The organism is Bacteroidota bacterium (assembly GCA_016706255.1).
GTDB lineage: Bacteria > Bacteroidota > Bacteroidia > Chitinophagales > BACL12 > UBA7236.
Genome location: JADJJZ010000006.1, coordinates 900,478 through 920,138 on the forward strand (window position 1 = coordinate 900,478; position 19,661 = coordinate 920,138).

Consider the following 19,661-nt stretch of genomic DNA (forward strand, 5'->3'; position numbering starts at 1 on the left):
GTCCACTTTAAAAAAATAAGGTTATGGACTTTATAAAATCGCTCGAATTAGACCTCATTGCCGGAAAAGAAATTCCGCAATTTAAAGCAGGTGATACCGTTACAGTAAATTACAAAATCATCGAAGGTGATAAATCGAGGATACAGGCGTTCAAAGGCGATGTATTACAACGTAAAGGTCAGGGTAGAACCCAAACTTTTACCGTTCGTAAAATTTCTAACGGCGTTGGCGTAGAAAGAATTTTCCCTTTATTTTCACCAAATATCGAAAGTATTGAAGTGAACAAAATCGGTAAAGTTAGAAGAGCTAAAATTTTCTACTTACGTGGTTTAAAAGGAAAATCTGCAAGAATTAAAGAAGCAAAATCTGCAGTTACTCAATAAGATAATCTGTCGTGATTATATGTATATCAGAAGTCCCGGTTCGAAAGAACTGGGATTTTTTCATGTACCGAAATCAATAAATTCCACTCAGGTCTTTTATGCCTAAAATTCTGCTGCTGATAAATCCTTCACCGTAGGCAAATTGCGCAGAGCGGCCCATTTCGCGGGAACGTGCTTCAATACCATCAAAAAAGTTTTTAGAGGCAATATACGTTGCAGGCTCATTGCTGTTGGGGTCAAAAAATTGCGATTTATGTGCTTTGATACTTTCCATCCGTGTTTCCCAAAACGGTGTAATATCTATAATAATATCAGGCGTTAACCAACGGTCCTGAATGTATTTTAAAACTACACGCGGACGCCATGCTTTTTGTGCCACGCCATCAATTGTTGTTTCAATTTTAATGAGTCCCGATAAAAACGCAGCTTCTTCTACCAGCTTACTTGCTTTGCCATGGTCGGGGTGACGATCCTCAGGTGCATTACAAAAAATGATATCTGGTTGATATTTGCGAATCATGGTAACAATCTGCATAATCGAAGCTGTATTGTGTTCAAACAAGCCATCTGCAAGTCCTAAGTTTTCGCGAATGGAGCAGCCTAAAATTTCGCGTGCAGCTTCGGCTTCAGCAGCACGAATGGCAACAGTGCCACGCGAACCCATTTCGCCGCGGGTGAGGTCAATAATACCTGCCGTTTTTCCGGTTGTGGTATATGATAAAATAGCACCGCTGCAACTCAATTCCACATCGTCGGGATGAGCGCCAAAGGCAAGCATGTCTAACTTCATGCCGCAAAAATAAGTTTAATTATGCGATTACGGGAATAGCGGCAACAGGCTTTTCGGCAAGTGCTTTTTCAATTGCACGGATAATTTTTTTGTTGTCCGGTTTTCTATAGGTCCAGAAGTAATCAATTACTTTTCCGTCGCGACCAATTAAATATTTATAGAAATTCCATTTTGGGGTAGAAGCTATTTTGCCATTTTTTTTCTCATCAGCAAAAAAAGTAAATACCGGATGTGCATGTTCTCCGCGCACCGGCGTTTTTTGCAACATCGGAAAAGTTACACCGTAATTAATGCTACAATATTCTGAAATATTTTCACCTTCCAGTGGTTCCTGTGCAAACTGATCGGAAGGAACACCTAAAATAAGTAGACCACTTTCTTTATATTTTAGATATAATGCTTCTAACGTTTCTAATTGTGGTGTATGACCACATTTAGTTGCAGTATTAACAATTAAAACTACTTTCCCACTTAATTCTGGTGTAGTAATTTCTTTACCTGAAGTAGTAATAAATTTGAATTGATATATTGTATTGTCCACTATTATTGAATTATATCTATTCAAACAAAATTGTAGAATAAAAGTTTATAAAAAATAATTGCTCTCAAATTCAGCATTAATAAATTAATCGCATTAATCAATTCCTTTTTCGGTCAGATAACGTTCTGCGTCTAAAGCAGCCATACAGCCTGATCCTGCAGCTGTAATCGCCTGACGATAATGACGGTCTTGAACATCGCCCGCAGCAAAAACACCAGGAATATTTGTTTTTGCAGAACCACTTTTTGTAACAATGTATTCCTGTTCATCCATATCTATCTGACCTTTAAAAATTCCGGTGTTCGGTTGATGTCCAATTGCAACAAAAAATCCGGTAATGGCAATTTCTTTCATCTCACCACTTAAAATATTTTTAATTTTTACACCGGTAACTACCTGGTCGCCAAGTACTTCCACTGTTTCGGTATTCCAGTTAATATGAATATTCGGCGTATTTAAAACCCTTTCCTGCATTATTTTACTTGCTCTGAAATGGTCTTTACGCACTAACATATGTACGTTTGCACATAATTTTGAAAGATACATGGCCTCTTCACAGGCAGTATCACCTCCACCCACTAATGCTACATTTTGATTGCGGAAGAAAAATCCGTCACAAACTGCGCATGCACTTACACCATTTCCATTTAATTTTTTTTCTGAATCCAGACCCAGCCATTTTGCGCTGGCTCCTGTTGCAATAATTACGGTATAAGCTTCAACTGAAGAATTATCATCAAAGGTTACCACTTTTACATCACCTTTCAACTCCACCTTTGTGGCGATGCCGAATCGGATATCAGTACCAAAACGTTCAGCCTGCTTTTTAAAATCTTCCATCATTTCAGGCCCCATAATACCTGTAGGGTAACCCGGAAAGTTCTCTACATCGGTAGTTTGCATGAGCTGACCACCAGGTTCAATTCCGGTGTACATTACCGGTTTCAGGTTTGCACGTGAAGCATAAATTGCGGCAGTATAACCGGCTGGTCCTGAGCCGATAATGAGACATTTAATTCTTTCCATAACTAATTATTGATAAATATAAGGGTGTGCAAAGTTATACAAGATGAGCAGAAATTTTAACGAAATTGTCATTATTCACCAAGTAAAAATAACGGTGCAAAACTTTCATTTGTGATGTCACATATTTATAAAAAATTAACATAATTTTATCTTTCTAATTTAACCCAAAAAATCAACAATTATGAACAAGCGTTACTCCCTTTTAATTGTCCTGCTGCTGGGATTCACAGCCTTACGGGCACAAAATGCTGATCACCCGTTTAAATTTGGTTTTGGCACCAACATCGTTGACTACAATGCTGAAGCTGAATCATATTTTAAAGATTTATTTGATACTGCAGACATTGAAACCGGCTGGGTGGTTAGTCGTTACACCTTTGGCGGAACACTCAACAAGTCATTTTCACTTGGTGCAGCATTAGCTATAAATTCTATATCTGTAAACCCAAGAACAGGTGCTTCCGGTTCCGCATTATTTCTGGATGGTGAATTAAATTTAAATTACCAGCTTGCCAACGGTTATATATTAAAAGAAAACAGTTGCTTTGCGCCGTACATTTTTGGCGCTGTTGGCGGAAATTATCTTGAAAACGATGAACCTGATGCGGTTACATTTTTTCCGGAAGGAAAATTGGGTATCGGTGCCGATTTATGGGTAACTCCATTGTTCGGATTTAACTTCCAATCGGCTTATGTACGCCAGTTTAACGACAATGGAATTGATTATGCCCATCACTCCATCGGAATGGTAATTCGTTTCGGTAAAGGAGCAGATAATGATGGTGATGGCATTCCAAACTGGGAAGATAATTGCCCTGATAAGGCCGGTATTCCGTTATTCCAGGGTTGCCCTGATACTGATAACGACGGTATTACAGATGCACTGGATGCTTGCCCTACTGATGCCGGTTTGCCATTGTTTAATGGTTGCCCCGATTCAGATAGTGACGGCCTTGCCGATAAAGACGACAGTTGCCCTACAGAAAAAGGTTTAGTGGCATTTAATGGTTGTCCCGATACAGATGCCGATGGTATTGCCGATAAAGATGACCGCTGCCCTCAGGATAAAGGTGCTGCAGAATTTAAAGGATGCCCTGATACCGATGGCGATGGAATTGCTGATTTGGATGATGCCTGTAAAAATGAAAAAGGTCTTGCCAAATTTGGTGGTTGTCCTGATTCAGATGGTGATGGCATAGCTGATAAAGATGACCGTTGTCCTAAAGAAAGGGGAGAAGTTGCTTTAAAAGGTTGCCCCGACAGTGATGGTGATGGTGTTGCCAATATTGACGATCGTTGCCCGGATAAAATGGGATTAAAAGTAAATGGTGGTTGTCCGGTAATTGATGAAACCGAAAAGAAAAAAATTATTGAAAAAATTAATTACGCTGCGAAATCAATTCAGTTTGAAACAGGCAGTGATGTAATTAAACCATCATCGTATGCAACATTAGATAATATTGTTAGCATTATGACATTATATCCTTCCACTTCATGGTCAATTGAAGGACATACTGATGATCAGGGTGAAGATAAAATGAATCAGGAATTATCTGATAAACGTGCAGCAGCAGTACGCAAATATTTTGTTTCTAAAGGTATTGCTGAATCCAGATTAACATCTATCGGTTATGGTGAATCAAAACCAATTGCTGATAATAAAACTTCAGCCGGCCGCGCACAAAACCGCCGCGTTGAAATTAAACTGGTAGAACAACAATAAATTTATTTTCATTAAATAAAAAAGGTAATGTTATCGAACGATGACATTACCTTTTTTTTTATTGCGATATTTTTAGGAATTAATTATAACCAAAATATTTTAATGTACGGTCTTCATTTTTCCAGTTTTCTTTTACTTTAACAAATAATTCTAAAAATATTTTTCTTTCGGTAAAAGCCTCAATGTCAATACGGGCTTCGGTTCCAACCTTTTTAATTGCCGCGCCGCCTTTGCCGATAATAATCGATTTATGTGTATCGCGTCCAACATAAATTACTGCTCGGATGGCAATTAAATGACCCTTGTCTTTATATTCTTCAACATTAACTTCAGCGTTGTAAGGAATTTCCTGCTGATAATTCATAAATATTTTTTCGCGAATTATTTCTGCAGCAATAAATCGTTCAGTTTGGTCGGTAATTTCATCTTTATCAAAATAGGCCGGATGTTCAGGTAATAATTTTGTGATGCTGTTAAATAATACATCTGTATTTTTCTTTTCCAATGCAGAAATCGGAATTACTTCTTTGCCCGGTAAAATGGTATTCCATTTATGCAAAAATTCGCCTAATCGCGCTGTAGTAATGGTATCAATTTTATTAATAACAATTAAAACAGGAGTGGTGAGTTTTTTTGTTTGTTCAATTATTTTGTGTTGCTCATCGAGTTTATCCCAAGGGTCGGTCATTAAAATAAGAATATCGGCATCGGTGAGCGCAGTTTCCACCTGACCGTTCATCCATTCATGTAATTTATATTCAGGACTGTCGATAATTCCGGGTGTGTCAGAAAATACAATCTGACAATCATCGTTAGAAACAATACCTAAAATGCGTTTACGGGTAGTTTGTGCTTTTGGTGTAATAATCGACAACTTTTCGCCCACCAAAACGTTCATCAAAGTAGATTTTCCTACATTGGGTTTACCTATAATATTTACAAAGCCTGCTTTAAATGCCATGGGTCAAAATTACGGTATTATCCTACTTAGTTTGACAAATACTATGTAAAGTCGGTATTTAGCTGTATCTTTGCACCTCGTTCTGAAATAGATTATTATTAATAAAAGATATATCGCGGGGTGGAGCAGTTGGTAGCTCGTCGGGCTCATAACCCGAAGGCCACAGGTTCGAGTCCTGTCCCCGCTACAACGAAAGGCTGGAAATTTCCGGCCTTTTTAATTTAATTGAAAGATGAGTTTTACTGTTGCCATTATCGGAAGACCTAACGTAGGTAAATCAACCCTGTTCAACAGGCTTACAGGCGAACGCCAGGCCATTGTTGATGATATAAGCGGGGTTACCCGTGATCGCCATTATGGCATTGTAGACTGGAATGGTAAAGTTTTCGATATTATTGATACCGGTGGGTTTGTTGCCCGCAGTTCAGATGTATTTGAGCGGGAAATTCGCCGCCAGGTGCAAATTGCCATCGATGAGGCTTCATTACTCATTTTTATGATGGATGTTACTACCGGAATTACCGATTTTGACGATGATGTAATTAAAATGCTACGCAGAACCGATAAAAAGGTTTTTGTTGTAGTGAATAAGGTGGACAATAGCACCAGACAGCTTACTGCAACCGAGTTTTATGCTGCAGGGTTTGAAGATATCTTTTTTGTTTCCTCTATCACCGGAAGCGGAACGGGTGAAATTCTGGATGCCATTACAGCTGAAATTAAGGATGAAGACTCGAGTTTGTTATCTGCACAAAGAGGTTTACCCCGTTTTGCAATTGTTGGTCAGCCGAATGTTGGCAAATCAACGCTGCTGAATGCCTTAACCAACCAGGAACGCACTTTAGTTACAGATATTGCCGGAACTACACGTGATGCCATTCACACGCATTACAAGATGTTTGAAAAGGAATTTATTCTGATTGATACAGCCGGTATCCGTAAAAAGGCATCGGTAAAAGAAGATTTGGAATTTTATACGGTAATCAGGGCAATTAAAGCAGTAGATGAAAGTGATGTTTGTTTATTGCTGGTAGATGCCAATACCGGCATAGAAAGTCAGGATATGGCTATTCTGCAAATGATTGAAAAGAAGAAAAAGGGATTAGTGATATTGGTGAATAAGTGGGATATGATTGAAAAGGAAACCAATACCCTGTTGCGTTTTGAAGAAGTAATCCGCGAAAAAATTGCACCATTTCGCGATGTGCCAATCATATTTATCTCTGCAAAAGAAAAAACACGCATTTTTAAAGCAATGGAACTGGCTTTACAGGTGTATGAAAATAAACACCTCAAAATTTCCACTTCCAAACTGAACGAGGTGATGCAGCTTGCTTTAGAAAATTATCACCCGCCAGCAGTAAGGGGTAATTACATCAAAATCAAGTATGTAACCCAAATGCCTGCGCAGGTGCCTACTTTCGTGTTTTTTACCAATTTTCCGAACGATATTCGTGAACCATACAGAAATTACCTCGAAAATCAGTTGAGAGAACATTTTTCGCTGACCGGAACACCGGTAAACATTTTCTTCAGAAAGAAGTAAGCGTTGTAATTTTTTATAATTTTGCATAATACCACTAAACAAAATCAAAACAAAATGAAAAAAGTATCTTATTTCGCTATCGCCCTCGTAATCATGGGTTTTGTTGCCTGTAAATCAAACAAAGCTGATGGTGGCGAAGGAACTGATGTAGATACCTTAACTACCCAGGTAGAAACAGGTGCATCAGAATCTATCGACAATGCAGCTAAAGTTGACGAAGTTTTAAATCAGGAATCGGATGATGAATTATTCGGAACTGATGTTGATGATGCTGAGGTTGAAAGTGCTACAAAAAAATAATTAAGACCTAAAAAACAAAACCCCGACTTGATTAAAGTCGGGGTTTTTTATTGTCGTTAAACAAAATTATTTCACTTCCTGAACTGCTTTTATAAACGCATCATCCAGTTTATTCATGTTGGCATAAAAACCATTGTCGCCCCATTTTTGTCGGGCAATATATGCCTTCATGGCAATTTCTATTTTTTCGCGTGCTGCATTTACTTCAGCAGTTGTTACAGCTTTATCAGTATCATGCACACCTACATATTGAACAAATTTTTGAAATAAAGCATCACTCACTTTATAATTATTTGTAAAATCATTTACATCGATAAAATCAGAAAATGTTTTACTGTTAGCAGCATAATTAGAATAACTGAATTGCTGAATTAATGAGCGGTTCAATAAATAATTTAATGTTTGATTTACCGGTGATGTATCCAATGGAACATAAACATCAGGATGAATACCCCAGTCTATTTTTTTATTTTCTTTTAAACTGTCCGGCAATTCACCACCGTTCATCATAATAGTTAAATATTGCTCGTAATAAGCATCAACACCTTCATCGTAAGGGCGTTGAATACTCTTGCCTGATGGTGTGTAATAACGTGCAATGGTAAGGCGAATGGCAGAACTGTCGTTCAGGTCGTAAACCTGTTGTACCAAACCTTTTCCGAAACTGCGGCGCCCTACTATTTTAGCGCGTTTATTATCTTGTAAAGCACCTGCTAATATTTCACTTGCAGATGCGGAATATTCATTAATGAGTACTACAACATTTCCACTTTCAAATAAACCATTTTTACCGGCGTTGTAATCACTTCTTCCAACTGCTCTTCCTTCAGTATAAACAATTAGTGGTGTGCCTGCTAAAAATTCATCTGCTAAAGCAACAGCACCGGTTAAGTAACCGCCGGGATTAAATCGTAAATCCAAAATCAGGTTTTTCATTCCTGAACTTTTCAGAGTCATTAATGCATCGTCGAATTCGATTGGTGTTTTCTCTGAAAATTTATTTACTTTAATATATCCGATTTTATCATCCACCATATACGCAGCATCAATACTCGTAATTGGAATTACATCACGAACAATAGTAAATGGCAACAGGTTTTTTTCGCCGCCGCGTTTTATCATCACCTTAACTTCGGTGCCTTTTTTTCCACGCAATTTTTTAATGACATTTTCGCTGATGATTTTTATTCCGGCAACAGTACTGTCATCTATCTTAATAATTTTATCGCCGGCAAGTATACCTAACTTTGCAGAAGGTCCACCACTCAATACAGCAACCACCAAAATGGTATCGTCTACGATATTAAATTCAATTCCGACACCATCAAAATTGCCATCTAGTTCTTCATTAAATCCTACCAGGTCTTCTTTGTGGATATAACTGGAATGCGGGTCGAGTTTTTTGAATAACTCATCAATTGTTTCCGGTTTATTCAGATAATCGGCAACAAAACTATCCATCAGTGAATCAACGTTTAGTGAATCAACATAGCGCTGACTGATAAAATTTAGAATATCGTTGATTCGCTGGTTGGAGGTACTTTCTGTGGCATATGTTGGTCTGCCTGAGGCAAAAGGGCTTATTTTAACCCCAATGAGCACTCCAAATGCCAAAACTGCAGCAAATCCGAGTGGTAATAAATATCTGTTGTTCACCTGAAAAGTTTAAATTTTTATGCAAAATAACTACATCTGAGCCACATTGTATGTGCATACCTATTTTACGGTATTATGTGTGGAACAGACTTTAACGCTTTTTCCAACAAAGGTAGTGTAGTAAGTTTGCACCAGTTTAGAATTGTTCTAAATAATTAACAATAATTAATACTTATGAATGAATTCATCATCGCGTTTCGCGAATGTCTTGAAGCAGCTCTGATAGTTGGTATCATTTACGTTGTAATTATCCGCAATGGTTATCAGAGTCAGGTAAAAATGTTATGGTTGAGTGTGTTTTCAGCAGTAGCGGCATCAGCAATAATTGGTGTTGGGTTGTATGAAGTGCTGGAACAGGCCGGTGATGCATTTAAAGAGTTATTGGAAGGTATTTTTATGTATATCACAGCAGCACTACTTTTTTATGTGATATTCTGGATGAGTAAAAATTTAGCCAGCCGCGATGCGATTACAAAACAAACTACAAGTACATTATCGGAAGGTAGTAAATGGGGGATTTTCTTTTTAGTATTTTTTTCCATTTTGCGTGAAGGATTTGAAACTGCTTTATTTTTAGTAGCCAGTACCGGCATTGATAAAAGTTTTTCTTACATCGGATTTTTTGGTGGCGTTCTTCTTGCCATATTAATCGGCTACATGATTGTTGTGCAGGGCAAGAAAGTGCAACTGCGTCCGTTTTTTAAATGGACATCATTATTACTCGTATTTTTTGCTGCGGGGATGATTGCTTATGGCACTCATGAAATTCATGAATATATGGAATATCGTGAACATGAAGAACATGAAACTGCTGCTGCGTCTACTGAAGAAATGGAAGGTAAAGAAGATTGTCACGAATTGCTGGAACACGCTGTACCACTTAATACCAGCGCCGTTTCAACTGAAGCGGAAGAAGAGGAAGAACACGAATATGCTTTCGATATATTTAAAAATAAAATTAGTAATGCACCTTTAGGAGGTATGTATATTTACGATGAAGATTGTGGTGTAAATATTCACATGTTAAATGCCAGCGGATTAATCGGTTCGTTTTTAAAAGGATTACTTGGATATAATTCCAGCCCTACCTGGATGGAAATTATTTTATGGTTAATCAGTTTAAGTTTCGGAATTTATATCTGGCGAAAAGCATATAAATAAAATATTTTCAGGCATAAAAAAACGCTGCAGAATAATTTTTGCAGCGTTTTTTATTTGTTGTAAATCTTTAAATTATCTTTCTACAATTGTAAATGTAAAATTGGGCCCTTTACCTAATTTATAAGCCATGGTTACCCATAATTTAGCGAGGTTTTCTAATAACACAGCATTTTCTGAACCACCTACATCAACAACACGAAATCCTAAATCCATTGCAAGCTGTGTAACTACTTTTTTAGATTCAATTTCATCTCCACAAATAAATGTTTCAATTGCTTTTCCATCATATTCAGGATTCATCATATTGCCAACGCCGGTTGTATTAAAAGCCTTTACAACATCTGCACTACCGGTCCATGCACCTATTGCTTCCAATGCGGATTCAAACGGCTCTGTGCTCACCGAAATCGGATTGGTGGCATCTATTATGATTTTTCCTTCCCATTCAACATCGATGCTTTTAAGCACTTCATCGGCCACGCCAAAAGGGATGGCCACTAAAACTACTTCAGCATCAACCATTGATTCCTGAAAGGTGGTTACTTTGGCGCCAATACTAATGGCATTCCATGCTTTCTGACTTTGAGGGTCGCGCACGCCAAAGGTTATATCGTGACCTTTCGCTTTCCATTTGGTTCCTGCTGCCAGACCGATATTTCCGGCTCCTAAAATTGTAATTCGCATAAATTGGGTTTGGGATAATTGAATTTAAAATTGAATTGTCGAAAATTATGCCAACAACGTTGCCGTCATGGTAATTTCTGTATTTAACAATTTAGATATCGGACAGTTCAATTTTGCTTCTTCTGCAGCTTCGGTAAACGATTCCACATTTGCTCCCGGTACTTTTGCAGATACTTCAAGATGTGCATTAGTAATGGCACCGTTGTCGAGGGTGATGGTACAAGTTGTATTAATGGCTTCCGGAGTTAAATTTTTAGTTCCGAGCACAAAACTCAATTTCATGCTAAAACATCCTGCATGTGCAGCAGCAACCAATTCTTCAGGGTTTGTTCCGATGCCATCAGCAAAACGGGTGCTCCATGAATATTGGTTCTGATTTAATACTCCCGATTGTGTTGAAAGATGTCCTGATCCTTCTTTTCCTGTGCCGTTCCAAACGGCTGTAGCGTTACGTTTCATTTTATATTTTTTTTTAATTAGTTATGAATATGCCCTGCAAAGGTAGTGGTTGCAAGCTGAAACTTGAAAGAATCAGCCTTCAGTGTTATTTAAGCGAAAATCAAATAAAATTAGTTCCCTCGTTTTCAATAAACCCTTCATTTTCAAAACGCATTAAACAGCCGAAACCGCAAAGTCGCTAAGGCCACTAAGTAACGCTAAGAAAATTGTATAATAATCTTCGTGCATCTTCGCGGCCTTTGTTCCTTCGTGGTTATGGCTGTTATAAAAATGTACAATTTTAGTTTAATGGAAATTAAATAAACTTAATTGCCTAGGTTATCCCAAACCACTCATTATTCATCGTTCATCACTCATTAAAATAAACTTTAATCGCTAACAATAAATTGTTTAATCACCATATTGTTTTCAATTTGCACTTTACAATAATAAATGCCATTAGCTATGTTGGCAAGATGTACATTTAATACCGGCATTTCAGTTACCGTATTATTGTAAATAATACTACCCATGTTATTAGTTATGGTAATTACGATTTTACTTTCCGATTCAGGTAATTCTAAAGAAAAAATACCATTATTAATGGTTGGATATAAATTAACCGCATCATTATTTTCTGCAGCAGGCGAATAAATATTTCCATCAGCATAACGGCCATCACCACAACTTACCCATTTGGGTCCATCGTTATACCAAATTTCTGATAAGGTATCAGTTTTAAAAAAATCGTTTAATATATCTGCTAATTTATCTTTGCCTGCTCCATTTAAATGAAAGCCACCACCATCAACACGAAAATCATCTTCACAATCCCAAAACAAGCCATCGTAATCACGTGGTATATTTCCATCCGTCCATAAATACGGCCCCCATGTCATATATGGAACAACTTTTCCCGGATCAGTATATTTATACATTGGATTTCCCATTATTTGTTTTTCTACTGCCGCTTTAAATCCAAAACCACAGCGGTAAGAACCGGGCTCATGTATGGAAGTATACATTTCATAGGTAGGATCTGCATAACCGGCGTAATAAGGACTGCCAACATAAACCAATTTTAAATTCGGATATTCAATTAACATCGCTGCAAGTGCAAGCTGAACTTTTTTTTCAATGCTGTCGCGATAAGCAGGCATATCAAAAATGGTATCTGCGCGTGAACCATTAAATAACCAGGCAATTTGAATTTGTTCAGGTGTAATGCCTTTTGGTGTTAATCGGTTATCTTCAATATAATCCCAATAATCCGGGTGATCAACATTCATACTTTCCATACCTTCACCGCTGTTGGTTGCGTTAACCAATTTTAAGCATGGATTTAAAGTAATATCTCCATTAACAATTTCAATTAAGTGATTAAATGGCTCACCTGTGGTTGAACCGCCAAATCCTGCCAATACAATTTTTCCGTTGGCATAATCTACATTACCTAATGTATCTAAAGGTTTAATTGATTTTGCAATTTTTAACCCTTTTTTCAAATGTGCATTTGGAGGAACATTTTTCCCATTCGGATATAATCCGCCCTGATAAACGCCTAAATAATATCCCGTTTTTAAATCAACAAGCGGAATGAGCCCGGTTGAATCGTTTGCACATTGAATTTGTGCGAATATAGACGTGCTGCATAACAGGTAAAAACAAAGTAGTGTGATGTAACGCATGGTTCGTTATTTTAATCAAATATACACGAAGTGGTTTAAATAAAAAAACCGGCTCGAGGCCGGTTTTTATTAAATTAGGTTATTAAGATTATCGCACAATTTTAAGTTCGTTAATCAGGTTGCTTGCGCCGGCAAATTTATCGATGATAAATAATACATAGCGAATATCAACTGAAATAGTACGATTTAAATCCGGGTCGACAATATAATCGCCAGGTGTTCCTTCAAAATTGCCGTCGAATGCAAGGCCGATTAATTCGCCTTTACCATTCATAATCGGGCTACCGCTGTTACCGCCTGTAATATCGAGGTTCGAAAGAAAACATACCGGAACAGTTCCGCTTTTATCGGCATAACGACCGAAATCGCGGGCAACATATAAATCGTATAATTTTTGCGGAACAACAAATTCTGCATTTTTATTATCACGTTTTTCCATTACACCATCAATGGTAGTTTGCCAGTGATAATGCACAGCATCACGTGCTTCGTAATCCTGTACGGTTCCGTAAGTTAAACGCAGTGTTGAATTTGCATCAGGATAAAACAATTTTTTTGGATCTTTTTGCATTAATGCTGCTGTGTATTCTCTTTCCAGTTTACTTATTTCAGCATTTGTAGCTCTGAATGTACCAAGCACTGTTTGCGCCTCTCCGTATAATGCAATATAATAATTGTATAAAGGGTCTTTTTTTAATTTTTTCTCACTTGGTTTATTTAAATAGGCATCCAGTTTTTCTTTAGAGGTAAACACTGATTTTGCAAATGCATTTTTTGCCCATGTATCAAATTTTTCTTCAGGTGTTGCACCTTTAGTATTGGCAAGAATGTCTTTTAAAATTTGCGGTTGTTTTTCAGCCGGCAGATTTTTATGCATTAAGTTTAATAAGGCAATGGTTTTATTTAATTCGGTATTGTAATTAAAACTTTCCCACATACCATCTGCAGCTTCTTTAACACCATCTATTACTTGTGTTTTAGCATCACCTGTAACAGCTTCATCACCAAATAAAGATTCAATATCATTTAACGCAACGGCAAAATTTCCGGTAGGTAATAAAACAACTGAATAATATTTATAATATAGTTCAGTACTAACTGTGCTTAAAGTCTGATAATTCGTTTCGAAATTTTTAAACATCGTTTCGTACTGTTCCTGTGTTTTGGTGCCTTGCGATTTAGCCCATTTCATAAATTCTGTTTCCTGTGTTTTTTTAATAGCAACAGCATCCATTCTATTCATTCCGGTTACTTGTGTTTTATACAATTTTAATCCGTTCATTAATTGCGCGTAATCAGCAGCTAATTGAATACGAACAACTTCATCTTTATCCATTTCACGTTTCATAACATCAGTAACAGCCTGAAATACATCAACCTGAGCAGGGTTGCTGCGGTTCATAATTTCATCCATACCATAGCTGGTCAAATAACGTTGTGTTGTTCCCGGAAAACCCATGATCATGGTGAAATCACCTTCTTTATATCCTTCCAATGAAATTTTGAGGAAATTTTTTGGTTTGTAAGGCACGTTATCTGTGCTATATTCTGCAGGATTATTAGACTGGTCAGCATAAATACGGAAAATACTAAAGTCGCCGGTATGACGTGGCCACATCCAGTTGTCGGTGTCACCACCGTAATTTCCGATTGATGATGGTGGTGCACCTGCTAAACGCACATCATTATACACTTTATATAAATACACATAAAACTGATTGCCGTAAAACATGGCTTTAACTTCTGCAGAATAACCTTGATCAGTGTAACGCGCAATAATGCGGTTTTGAATTTCGGTAATTTTTGCGCGGCGTTGTGCCATATCCAAACCTTCCACTTGCGGAACAATTGAATCGGTAATATTCAGTGCATCCTGTAAAATGCGAATAGCTAAGCCCGGAATTGGTAATTCTTCAGCATAACTTTTTGCCCAAAAACCATCATCAATATAATTATGTTCAGGTGTAGATTGAGAAACAATAGCTTCAAAACCACAGTGATGGTTGGTAAACATTAAACCGTTTGGTGATACTAATTCACCGGTACAAAATCCACCTCCGCCTTCATATAATTGTACAACAGCATCTTTTAAACTTACTTTTTCGGTGCTGTAAATATCATCGGCAGAAATTTCGAGTCCGAGTTGTTTTAAATAATCGTAATTGAGCTGGCGAACGAGGTTTGCGAGCCACATACCTTCATCAGGTGTAACGCCTGCTTGCACAGGTTTTATGGCAGTAGCAAAAAATAATACTACGGCCATGGCATAAAAACTTAATTTACGTTGTATCATGATATTAGTAATTTAATTAAAGAAATCGAGCGCGAAGTTAGCAAACAATTGCCTCAAAGCATTGCAGTACATAAAAAAAGGCAGCCAAAGCTGCCTGATATTTTATTGTAGAAATTCGTTTATTCTTCTTTCAGAAATTTTTTGGTAATGAGCGTATTTCCCTGGTAGTAAGCAGCTAAAAAGTAGACACCAGGCTGTAAATCAACCAGACTCACTTTAATTTCCTGCTTGCCGGCTTCAGGTGTTACGGTTTTGATTTCGCGGCCTACAATATTCAAAATGCTGATTTTGTCGACATTTTCGTAGGTAAAGCTGATAGTAGCGAAACTTTTAACCGGGTTTGGGAAAATGCTAACTGTGCCTTCACCTGATTCAAAACCCATGGAGAATACCACGGTTTCAGCAGGATCGGCAACACACGCTTCACTGGACAGGCTGTCTGCGCCGTTGTTGGCGTAGAGGCTTGTGGTTATCGCAGAGACCAGTAGTAATGTGTAGAGTTTACGCATAGGCTTTTTTGCTAATGGTAAAGATATAGTATTGTTTTTGGTATTTCAAATTCATTAAAATGTTAATATCCTGTTTTAACCGGCTTTAACATTTTAACATGCCTGAATTGTGTGTTACTACGTAAAATCGCCAAAAAAGTTTCAAACCTAGATGGTATAGTCATCTTCCTCTTCCAAACCAGCCAGCGGATTTTCGCTAAACATGCTTGAAAACAGGTCTGTAAACTGCATGCCGGTTTGTAACAAATGCTTACTTAGCAGTGAGTATTCGGCCAAACCATGTAAAACGAACTCCATCAGGAAATACTGCTCATCGGCCGATACTTTAGGGTAGGCTTTTTGAACCAGTTTCTTCAATCCCGGCACTTTTTCGAGGCTTTTGCGGTATTCGGCATTGCTACTTTCGTTCAGCAGGTCAACCGTATTTCCTTCATTGAACCAGTCGATAATCTCCTGATACATATTATTGCGCTTAGGGTCGGCCTGCTCGGCTTTTTTGCCCATGGGCTTTTTAGCCTTTTCAGGAGCTGGGAAATATTGGGTGAATTGGGAGCGAACAGCCTTGCCAATCAGATTAATGGCAACGATATAAGGGCCTTCCTGCTCACCTTCATAAACCAACTCAATTTTCCCGGTAATAGATGGAATTACACTCCAGAAATCACTTACCCGAATAAATGTTTTTTCATCCTTGCTTTTAATACTGCGACGTTCGGCACCGGAAACAAGATTTTCTAATGCCGTAATCGTCATACGTGCACTTACACCACTTTTCTGATCCACAAATTCACTTTTTCTCGCTTCAAATGCAATTTGTTCAATCATATCTTTTGCCAGTTCATTTAACTGCACACGATCTGATTGTTCAGCATTAATATTTGCTTCCTGATGAGTGATAATTTTTGAAATGGCAACATCTTTCGGATAATGCGTTAAAATCTGACTTTCAATTCGGTCTTTTAAAGGTGTTACAATTGAACCACGATTGGTATAATCTTCAGGGTTTGCTGTAAACACAAATTGAATATCGAGCGGTAAACGAATTTTAAATCCGCGAATCTGAATATCACCTTCCTGCAAAATATTAAATAATGCTACTTGAATTCTTGCCTGCAAATCGGGTAGTTCGTTAATTACAAAAATGCATCTGTGTGAACGCGGAATTAAACCAAAGTGAATTACCCGTTCATCGTTATAATTTAATTTTAAATTCGCTGCTTTTATCGGGTCAACATCACCAATTAAATCGGCAATACTCACATCAGGTGTTGCGAGTTTTTCGGTGTAACGCATATCGCGATGTAACCAGGTGATTGGTGTATCATCACCTTTTTCCTGCAGCAAATTTTTTGCATAAAAAGATAAAGGATTTAATGGGTCATCATTTAAATCGCTGCCTGCAACAACAGGAATATATTCGTCGAGCAAAGAAGTTAATAATCGTGCAATACGTGTTTTTGCCTGACCGCGTAAACCCAATAAAATGATATTGTGTCGCGATAAAATTGCGCGTTCCAAATCGGGAATTACAGTATGTTCAAAGCCATGTATACCTTCAAAAAATTGTTCACCCGAACGCAATTTTGCGATAAGATTTTTTCTTAATTCTTCTTTCACGGTTAAACTTTTATAACCGGATTTTTTTAATTCACCAAATGTGTTTATTGATTTAATTTGCATAATTGTATCAGCTAAAAATTTTATTATCGTACGTTTCTTCTTCTGTTGCGTTCGTAATCCTCAAAAATATAATCGCCCAAACCTTTTAATGAAGTATAAAAAGCTTTGCCCTGATTTGTTTGTGTAAATTCCTCTACAAACTGCTGTAAATAGCTATCTCGGGCAATCATGAAGGTGGTAATTTTAATACCGAGTTTACGGCAATGGGCGGCAAGATTTAATGTTTTATTCACTATAATTCTATCTAACCCAAAACTGTTTTTATAATATTTTCCATTACGCACAATACAGGTTGGCTTCCCGTCTGTAATCATAAATATTTGTTTATTCGGATTTTTTCTCCTGCGCAATAAATCCATTGCGAGTTCTAATCCGGCAACGGTGTTGGTATGATAAGGGCCAACCTGTAAATATGGAATATCTTTTATTTCAATTTGCCAGGCATCATTTCCAAAAACAATAACATCTAAAGTATCTTTTGGATATTTTGTTTTAATTAATTCACTTAATGCCATTGCCACTTTTTTAGCAGGGGTAATTCTGTCCTCACCGTATAAAATCATGGAATGGGAAATATCAATCATCAACACGGTAGAAGTTTGTGCTTTAAATTCCTTTCTACCACAACCAAATCATTTTCATCCATACTAAAATCCTGGATGCCGTGATTGATATATGCGTTTTTCAGCGACTCATTATAATCAATTTGTTCATGTGCATCTCCAAAACTAAAACTGCGGTTATCAGTTGAATTTTCATCACCGGTTCCGGTATGAGAAGTTTTGTGTTTTCCCTGTGGCGATTTTTTTAATTTACCGAAAATCTGGTCCAGTGAATTTTTGCGGATGGACTGTTCCATTTTAGCGGTAATTTGCATCACACCACTTTCAGGATCATCTTCCTTTAAAAATCCGCGGTCTTTTAATTCCTGAATAAAATCGCCCATACCATATTCAGGAGTTGTTATTTGATATTGCCTGTCGAGCTGATTTAACCAATCGAGTGCTTCGGTAACATCACCACTGGTATATACCAATAATTCCTGCAACAATTCGAATAAGGTATCGAATATGGATTGCGGCTTTTCCTCAAATTTTGAAAATCGATTTCCCAGCATATTGATTAATAACCTTTACGATGGATTTCCAGTTCACCTAATTTTCCGCCAAATAAAATATCGCGCACACCGTCACCTTTTAAAAAGTCGTGGGGAAACCCTAATTCTATTTTACTAACAGCATCTAACCGCTCCAGATGCGCACTGCTTAATTCAATATTCGCAGCACCAAGGCTGTCGTTGAGCTGTTGAATATTTCTTGCACCCACAATTGGTATAATTTGCTGATGTTGCTGCATAACCCAGCGAATAGCAATTTGTGCTGCTGAAAATCCTGTTTCAGCGGCAATATTTACCACTTCCTGAGCGATAATGCGGTTTTTCTCATTTAATCGCACACTATTTGGCTGCAACCTTTTAGCATCCTCATTTTGGTTCAGATATTTTCCGGTTAATGCACCACCTGCAATAGGTGCCCAGGCTATAATGCCCATGTCCATAGCATTTGCCATTGGTATCAAGTCGCGCTCAACGCTGCGTTGAATCAGTGAATACTCAATCTGCAAGCCAATAAATGCATTCCATCCGCGTAATTCGGCAATGGTGTTGGCTCGGGAAACAATCCAGGCAGGTGTGTCGGATATGGCTATATAAAATACTTTGCCCTGATGTATTAAATCGTTTAAGCCGCGTAAAACTTCTTCGCTATAAGTAGTAAAATCCCATGCATGGAGATAAAGCACATCAATATAATCGGTTTTTAACCTTTTGAGGCTGCCTTCTACACTTTGAATCATATTTTTGCGATGATTGCCTGCAAGATTTAACCCACGTTCATGGGTAACTAAGGCATATTTTGTTGCTAAAACGATATCTTCACGACGGCCACTTTCTGTTATCATGTCGCCCAAAAAACGTTCGGAAGTGCCTTCTGTGTAGCGGTTTGCGGTATCTATAAAATTTCCGCCGGCCTCTAAAAATCCGAAAAACTGCTTGCGGCTTTCTTCATAATTTGCACCCCAGCCCCATTCTTCGCCAAAAGTCATGGTGCCGAGACAAATTTCTGAAACACGTAATCCGCTTTTTCCTAAAAGTTTATATTTCATATTTGAAAGTTAAAGGTTAAAGTTAAGGTTTTGCTGATTTGCGGGTAAAATGTAATTACACATCGGTTGTAAAAGTAAAAGCCATGTGTTTTAGTTCAGTATTAATATTAAGTGTGTAT

17 protein-coding genes, 1 tRNA gene and 1 pseudogene are annotated in these 19,661 nt (G+C 37.6%); 6 read left to right on the forward strand and 13 right to left on the reverse strand.

Annotation, left to right across the window (positions count from 1 at the left end; translation table 11 throughout):
- The first annotated feature begins 23 nt into the window (after positions 1-23).
- The gene (gene rplS / locus IPI65_12520) at positions 24-383 is read left to right on the forward strand and encodes a 50S ribosomal protein L19 (GenBank protein ID MBK7442339.1); all 360 of its coding nucleotides are present in this window, start codon (positions 24-26) and stop codon (positions 381-383) included.
- 73 nt (positions 384-456) lie between these two features.
- Here rplS and bshB1 read toward each other — a convergent pair whose 3' ends face one another.
- The 3 genes from bshB1 to trxB form a co-directional block, all read right to left on the reverse strand.
- Complete coding sequence (gene bshB1, locus IPI65_12525; GenBank protein ID MBK7442340.1) at positions 457-1,173, reverse strand: bacillithiol biosynthesis deacetylase BshB1; 717 nt, start codon at positions 1,171-1,173, stop codon at positions 457-459.
- Positions 1,174-1,192: 19 nt separating this feature from the next.
- A complete protein-coding gene (locus IPI65_12530) occupies positions 1,193-1,714 on the reverse strand; it encodes a glutathione peroxidase (protein MBK7442341.1) in 522 nt (173 codons plus the stop codon).
- A gap of 93 nt (positions 1,715-1,807) precedes the next feature.
- Positions 1,808-2,740, reverse strand: coding sequence for a thioredoxin-disulfide reductase (gene trxB, locus IPI65_12535; protein MBK7442342.1), 933 nt, complete (start codon positions 2,738-2,740; stop codon positions 1,808-1,810).
- A gap of 181 nt (positions 2,741-2,921) precedes the next feature.
- Here trxB and IPI65_12540 point away from each other — a divergent pair, with 181 nt between their 5' ends.
- Complete coding sequence (locus tag IPI65_12540; protein ID MBK7442343.1) at positions 2,922-4,463, forward strand: OmpA family protein; 1,542 nt, start codon at positions 2,922-2,924, stop codon at positions 4,461-4,463.
- Positions 4,464-4,542: 79 nt separating this feature from the next.
- Here IPI65_12540 and era read toward each other — a convergent pair whose 3' ends face one another.
- The gene (gene era / locus IPI65_12545) at positions 4,543-5,424 is read right to left on the reverse strand and encodes a GTPase Era (protein ID MBK7442344.1); all 882 of its coding nucleotides are present in this window, start codon (positions 5,422-5,424) and stop codon (positions 4,543-4,545) included.
- Positions 5,425-5,538: 114 nt separating this feature from the next.
- Between era and IPI65_12550 the strand changes: the two genes are divergently transcribed.
- The 3 genes from IPI65_12550 to IPI65_12560 all read left to right on the forward strand — a co-directional run bounded on the left by IPI65_12550 (position 5,539) and on the right by IPI65_12560 (position 7,270).
- Positions 5,539-5,611: transfer RNA gene (locus IPI65_12550), tRNA-Met, on the forward strand.
- 45 nt (positions 5,612-5,656) lie between these two features.
- Positions 5,657-6,970, forward strand: a complete 1,314-nt coding sequence (gene der / locus IPI65_12555) for a ribosome biogenesis GTPase Der (GenBank protein MBK7442345.1) — start codon at positions 5,657-5,659, stop codon at positions 6,968-6,970.
- Positions 6,971-7,024: 54 nt separating this feature from the next.
- A complete protein-coding gene (locus IPI65_12560) occupies positions 7,025-7,270 on the forward strand; it encodes a hypothetical protein (protein MBK7442346.1) in 246 nt (81 codons plus the stop codon).
- Positions 7,271-7,336: 66 nt separating this feature from the next.
- Here IPI65_12560 and IPI65_12565 read toward each other — a convergent pair whose 3' ends face one another.
- A complete protein-coding gene (locus tag IPI65_12565; GenBank protein MBK7442347.1) occupies positions 7,337-8,926 on the reverse strand; it encodes a S41 family peptidase in 1,590 nt (529 codons plus the stop codon).
- A 174-nt stretch (positions 8,927-9,100) separates the two neighbouring features.
- Here IPI65_12565 and IPI65_12570 point away from each other — a divergent pair, with 174 nt between their 5' ends.
- Positions 9,101-10,087: an FTR1 family protein gene (locus IPI65_12570; protein ID MBK7442348.1), complete on the forward strand. Its 987-nt coding sequence runs from the start codon at positions 9,101-9,103 to the stop codon at positions 10,085-10,087.
- Positions 10,088-10,159: 72 nt separating this feature from the next.
- On the opposite strand, the gene IPI65_12575 is transcribed toward IPI65_12570, so the two are convergent.
- The 8 genes and pseudogenes from IPI65_12575 to IPI65_12610 form a co-directional block, all read right to left on the reverse strand.
- Entirely contained in the window at positions 10,160-10,771 is a 612-nt protein-coding gene (locus IPI65_12575) for an NAD(P)-binding domain-containing protein (GenBank protein ID MBK7442349.1), read from the reverse strand.
- Between the two features lie 45 nt (positions 10,772-10,816).
- A complete protein-coding gene (locus tag IPI65_12580; GenBank protein ID MBK7442350.1) occupies positions 10,817-11,230 on the reverse strand; it encodes an OsmC family protein in 414 nt (137 codons plus the stop codon).
- A gap of 368 nt (positions 11,231-11,598) precedes the next feature.
- Positions 11,599-12,897: a T9SS type A sorting domain-containing protein gene (locus IPI65_12585; protein ID MBK7442351.1), complete on the reverse strand. Its 1,299-nt coding sequence runs from the start codon at positions 12,895-12,897 to the stop codon at positions 11,599-11,601.
- 88 nt (positions 12,898-12,985) lie between these two features.
- A complete protein-coding gene (locus IPI65_12590) occupies positions 12,986-15,190 on the reverse strand; it encodes a S46 family peptidase (GenBank protein MBK7442352.1) in 2,205 nt (734 codons plus the stop codon).
- Positions 15,191-15,309: 119 nt separating this feature from the next.
- Entirely contained in the window at positions 15,310-15,699 is a 390-nt protein-coding gene (locus tag IPI65_12595) for a T9SS type A sorting domain-containing protein (GenBank protein MBK7442353.1), read from the reverse strand.
- 147 nt (positions 15,700-15,846) lie between these two features.
- A complete protein-coding gene (locus IPI65_12600) occupies positions 15,847-17,379 on the reverse strand; it encodes a magnesium chelatase (GenBank protein ID MBK7442354.1) in 1,533 nt (510 codons plus the stop codon).
- Between the two features lie 23 nt (positions 17,380-17,402).
- Positions 17,403-18,496: pseudogene (locus IPI65_12605) on the reverse strand (VWA domain-containing protein).
- 5 nt (positions 18,497-18,501) lie between these two features.
- The gene (locus IPI65_12610) at positions 18,502-19,542 is read right to left on the reverse strand and encodes an aldo/keto reductase (protein MBK7442355.1); all 1,041 of its coding nucleotides are present in this window, start codon (positions 19,540-19,542) and stop codon (positions 18,502-18,504) included.
- Positions 19,543-19,661: the final 119 nt, after the last annotated feature.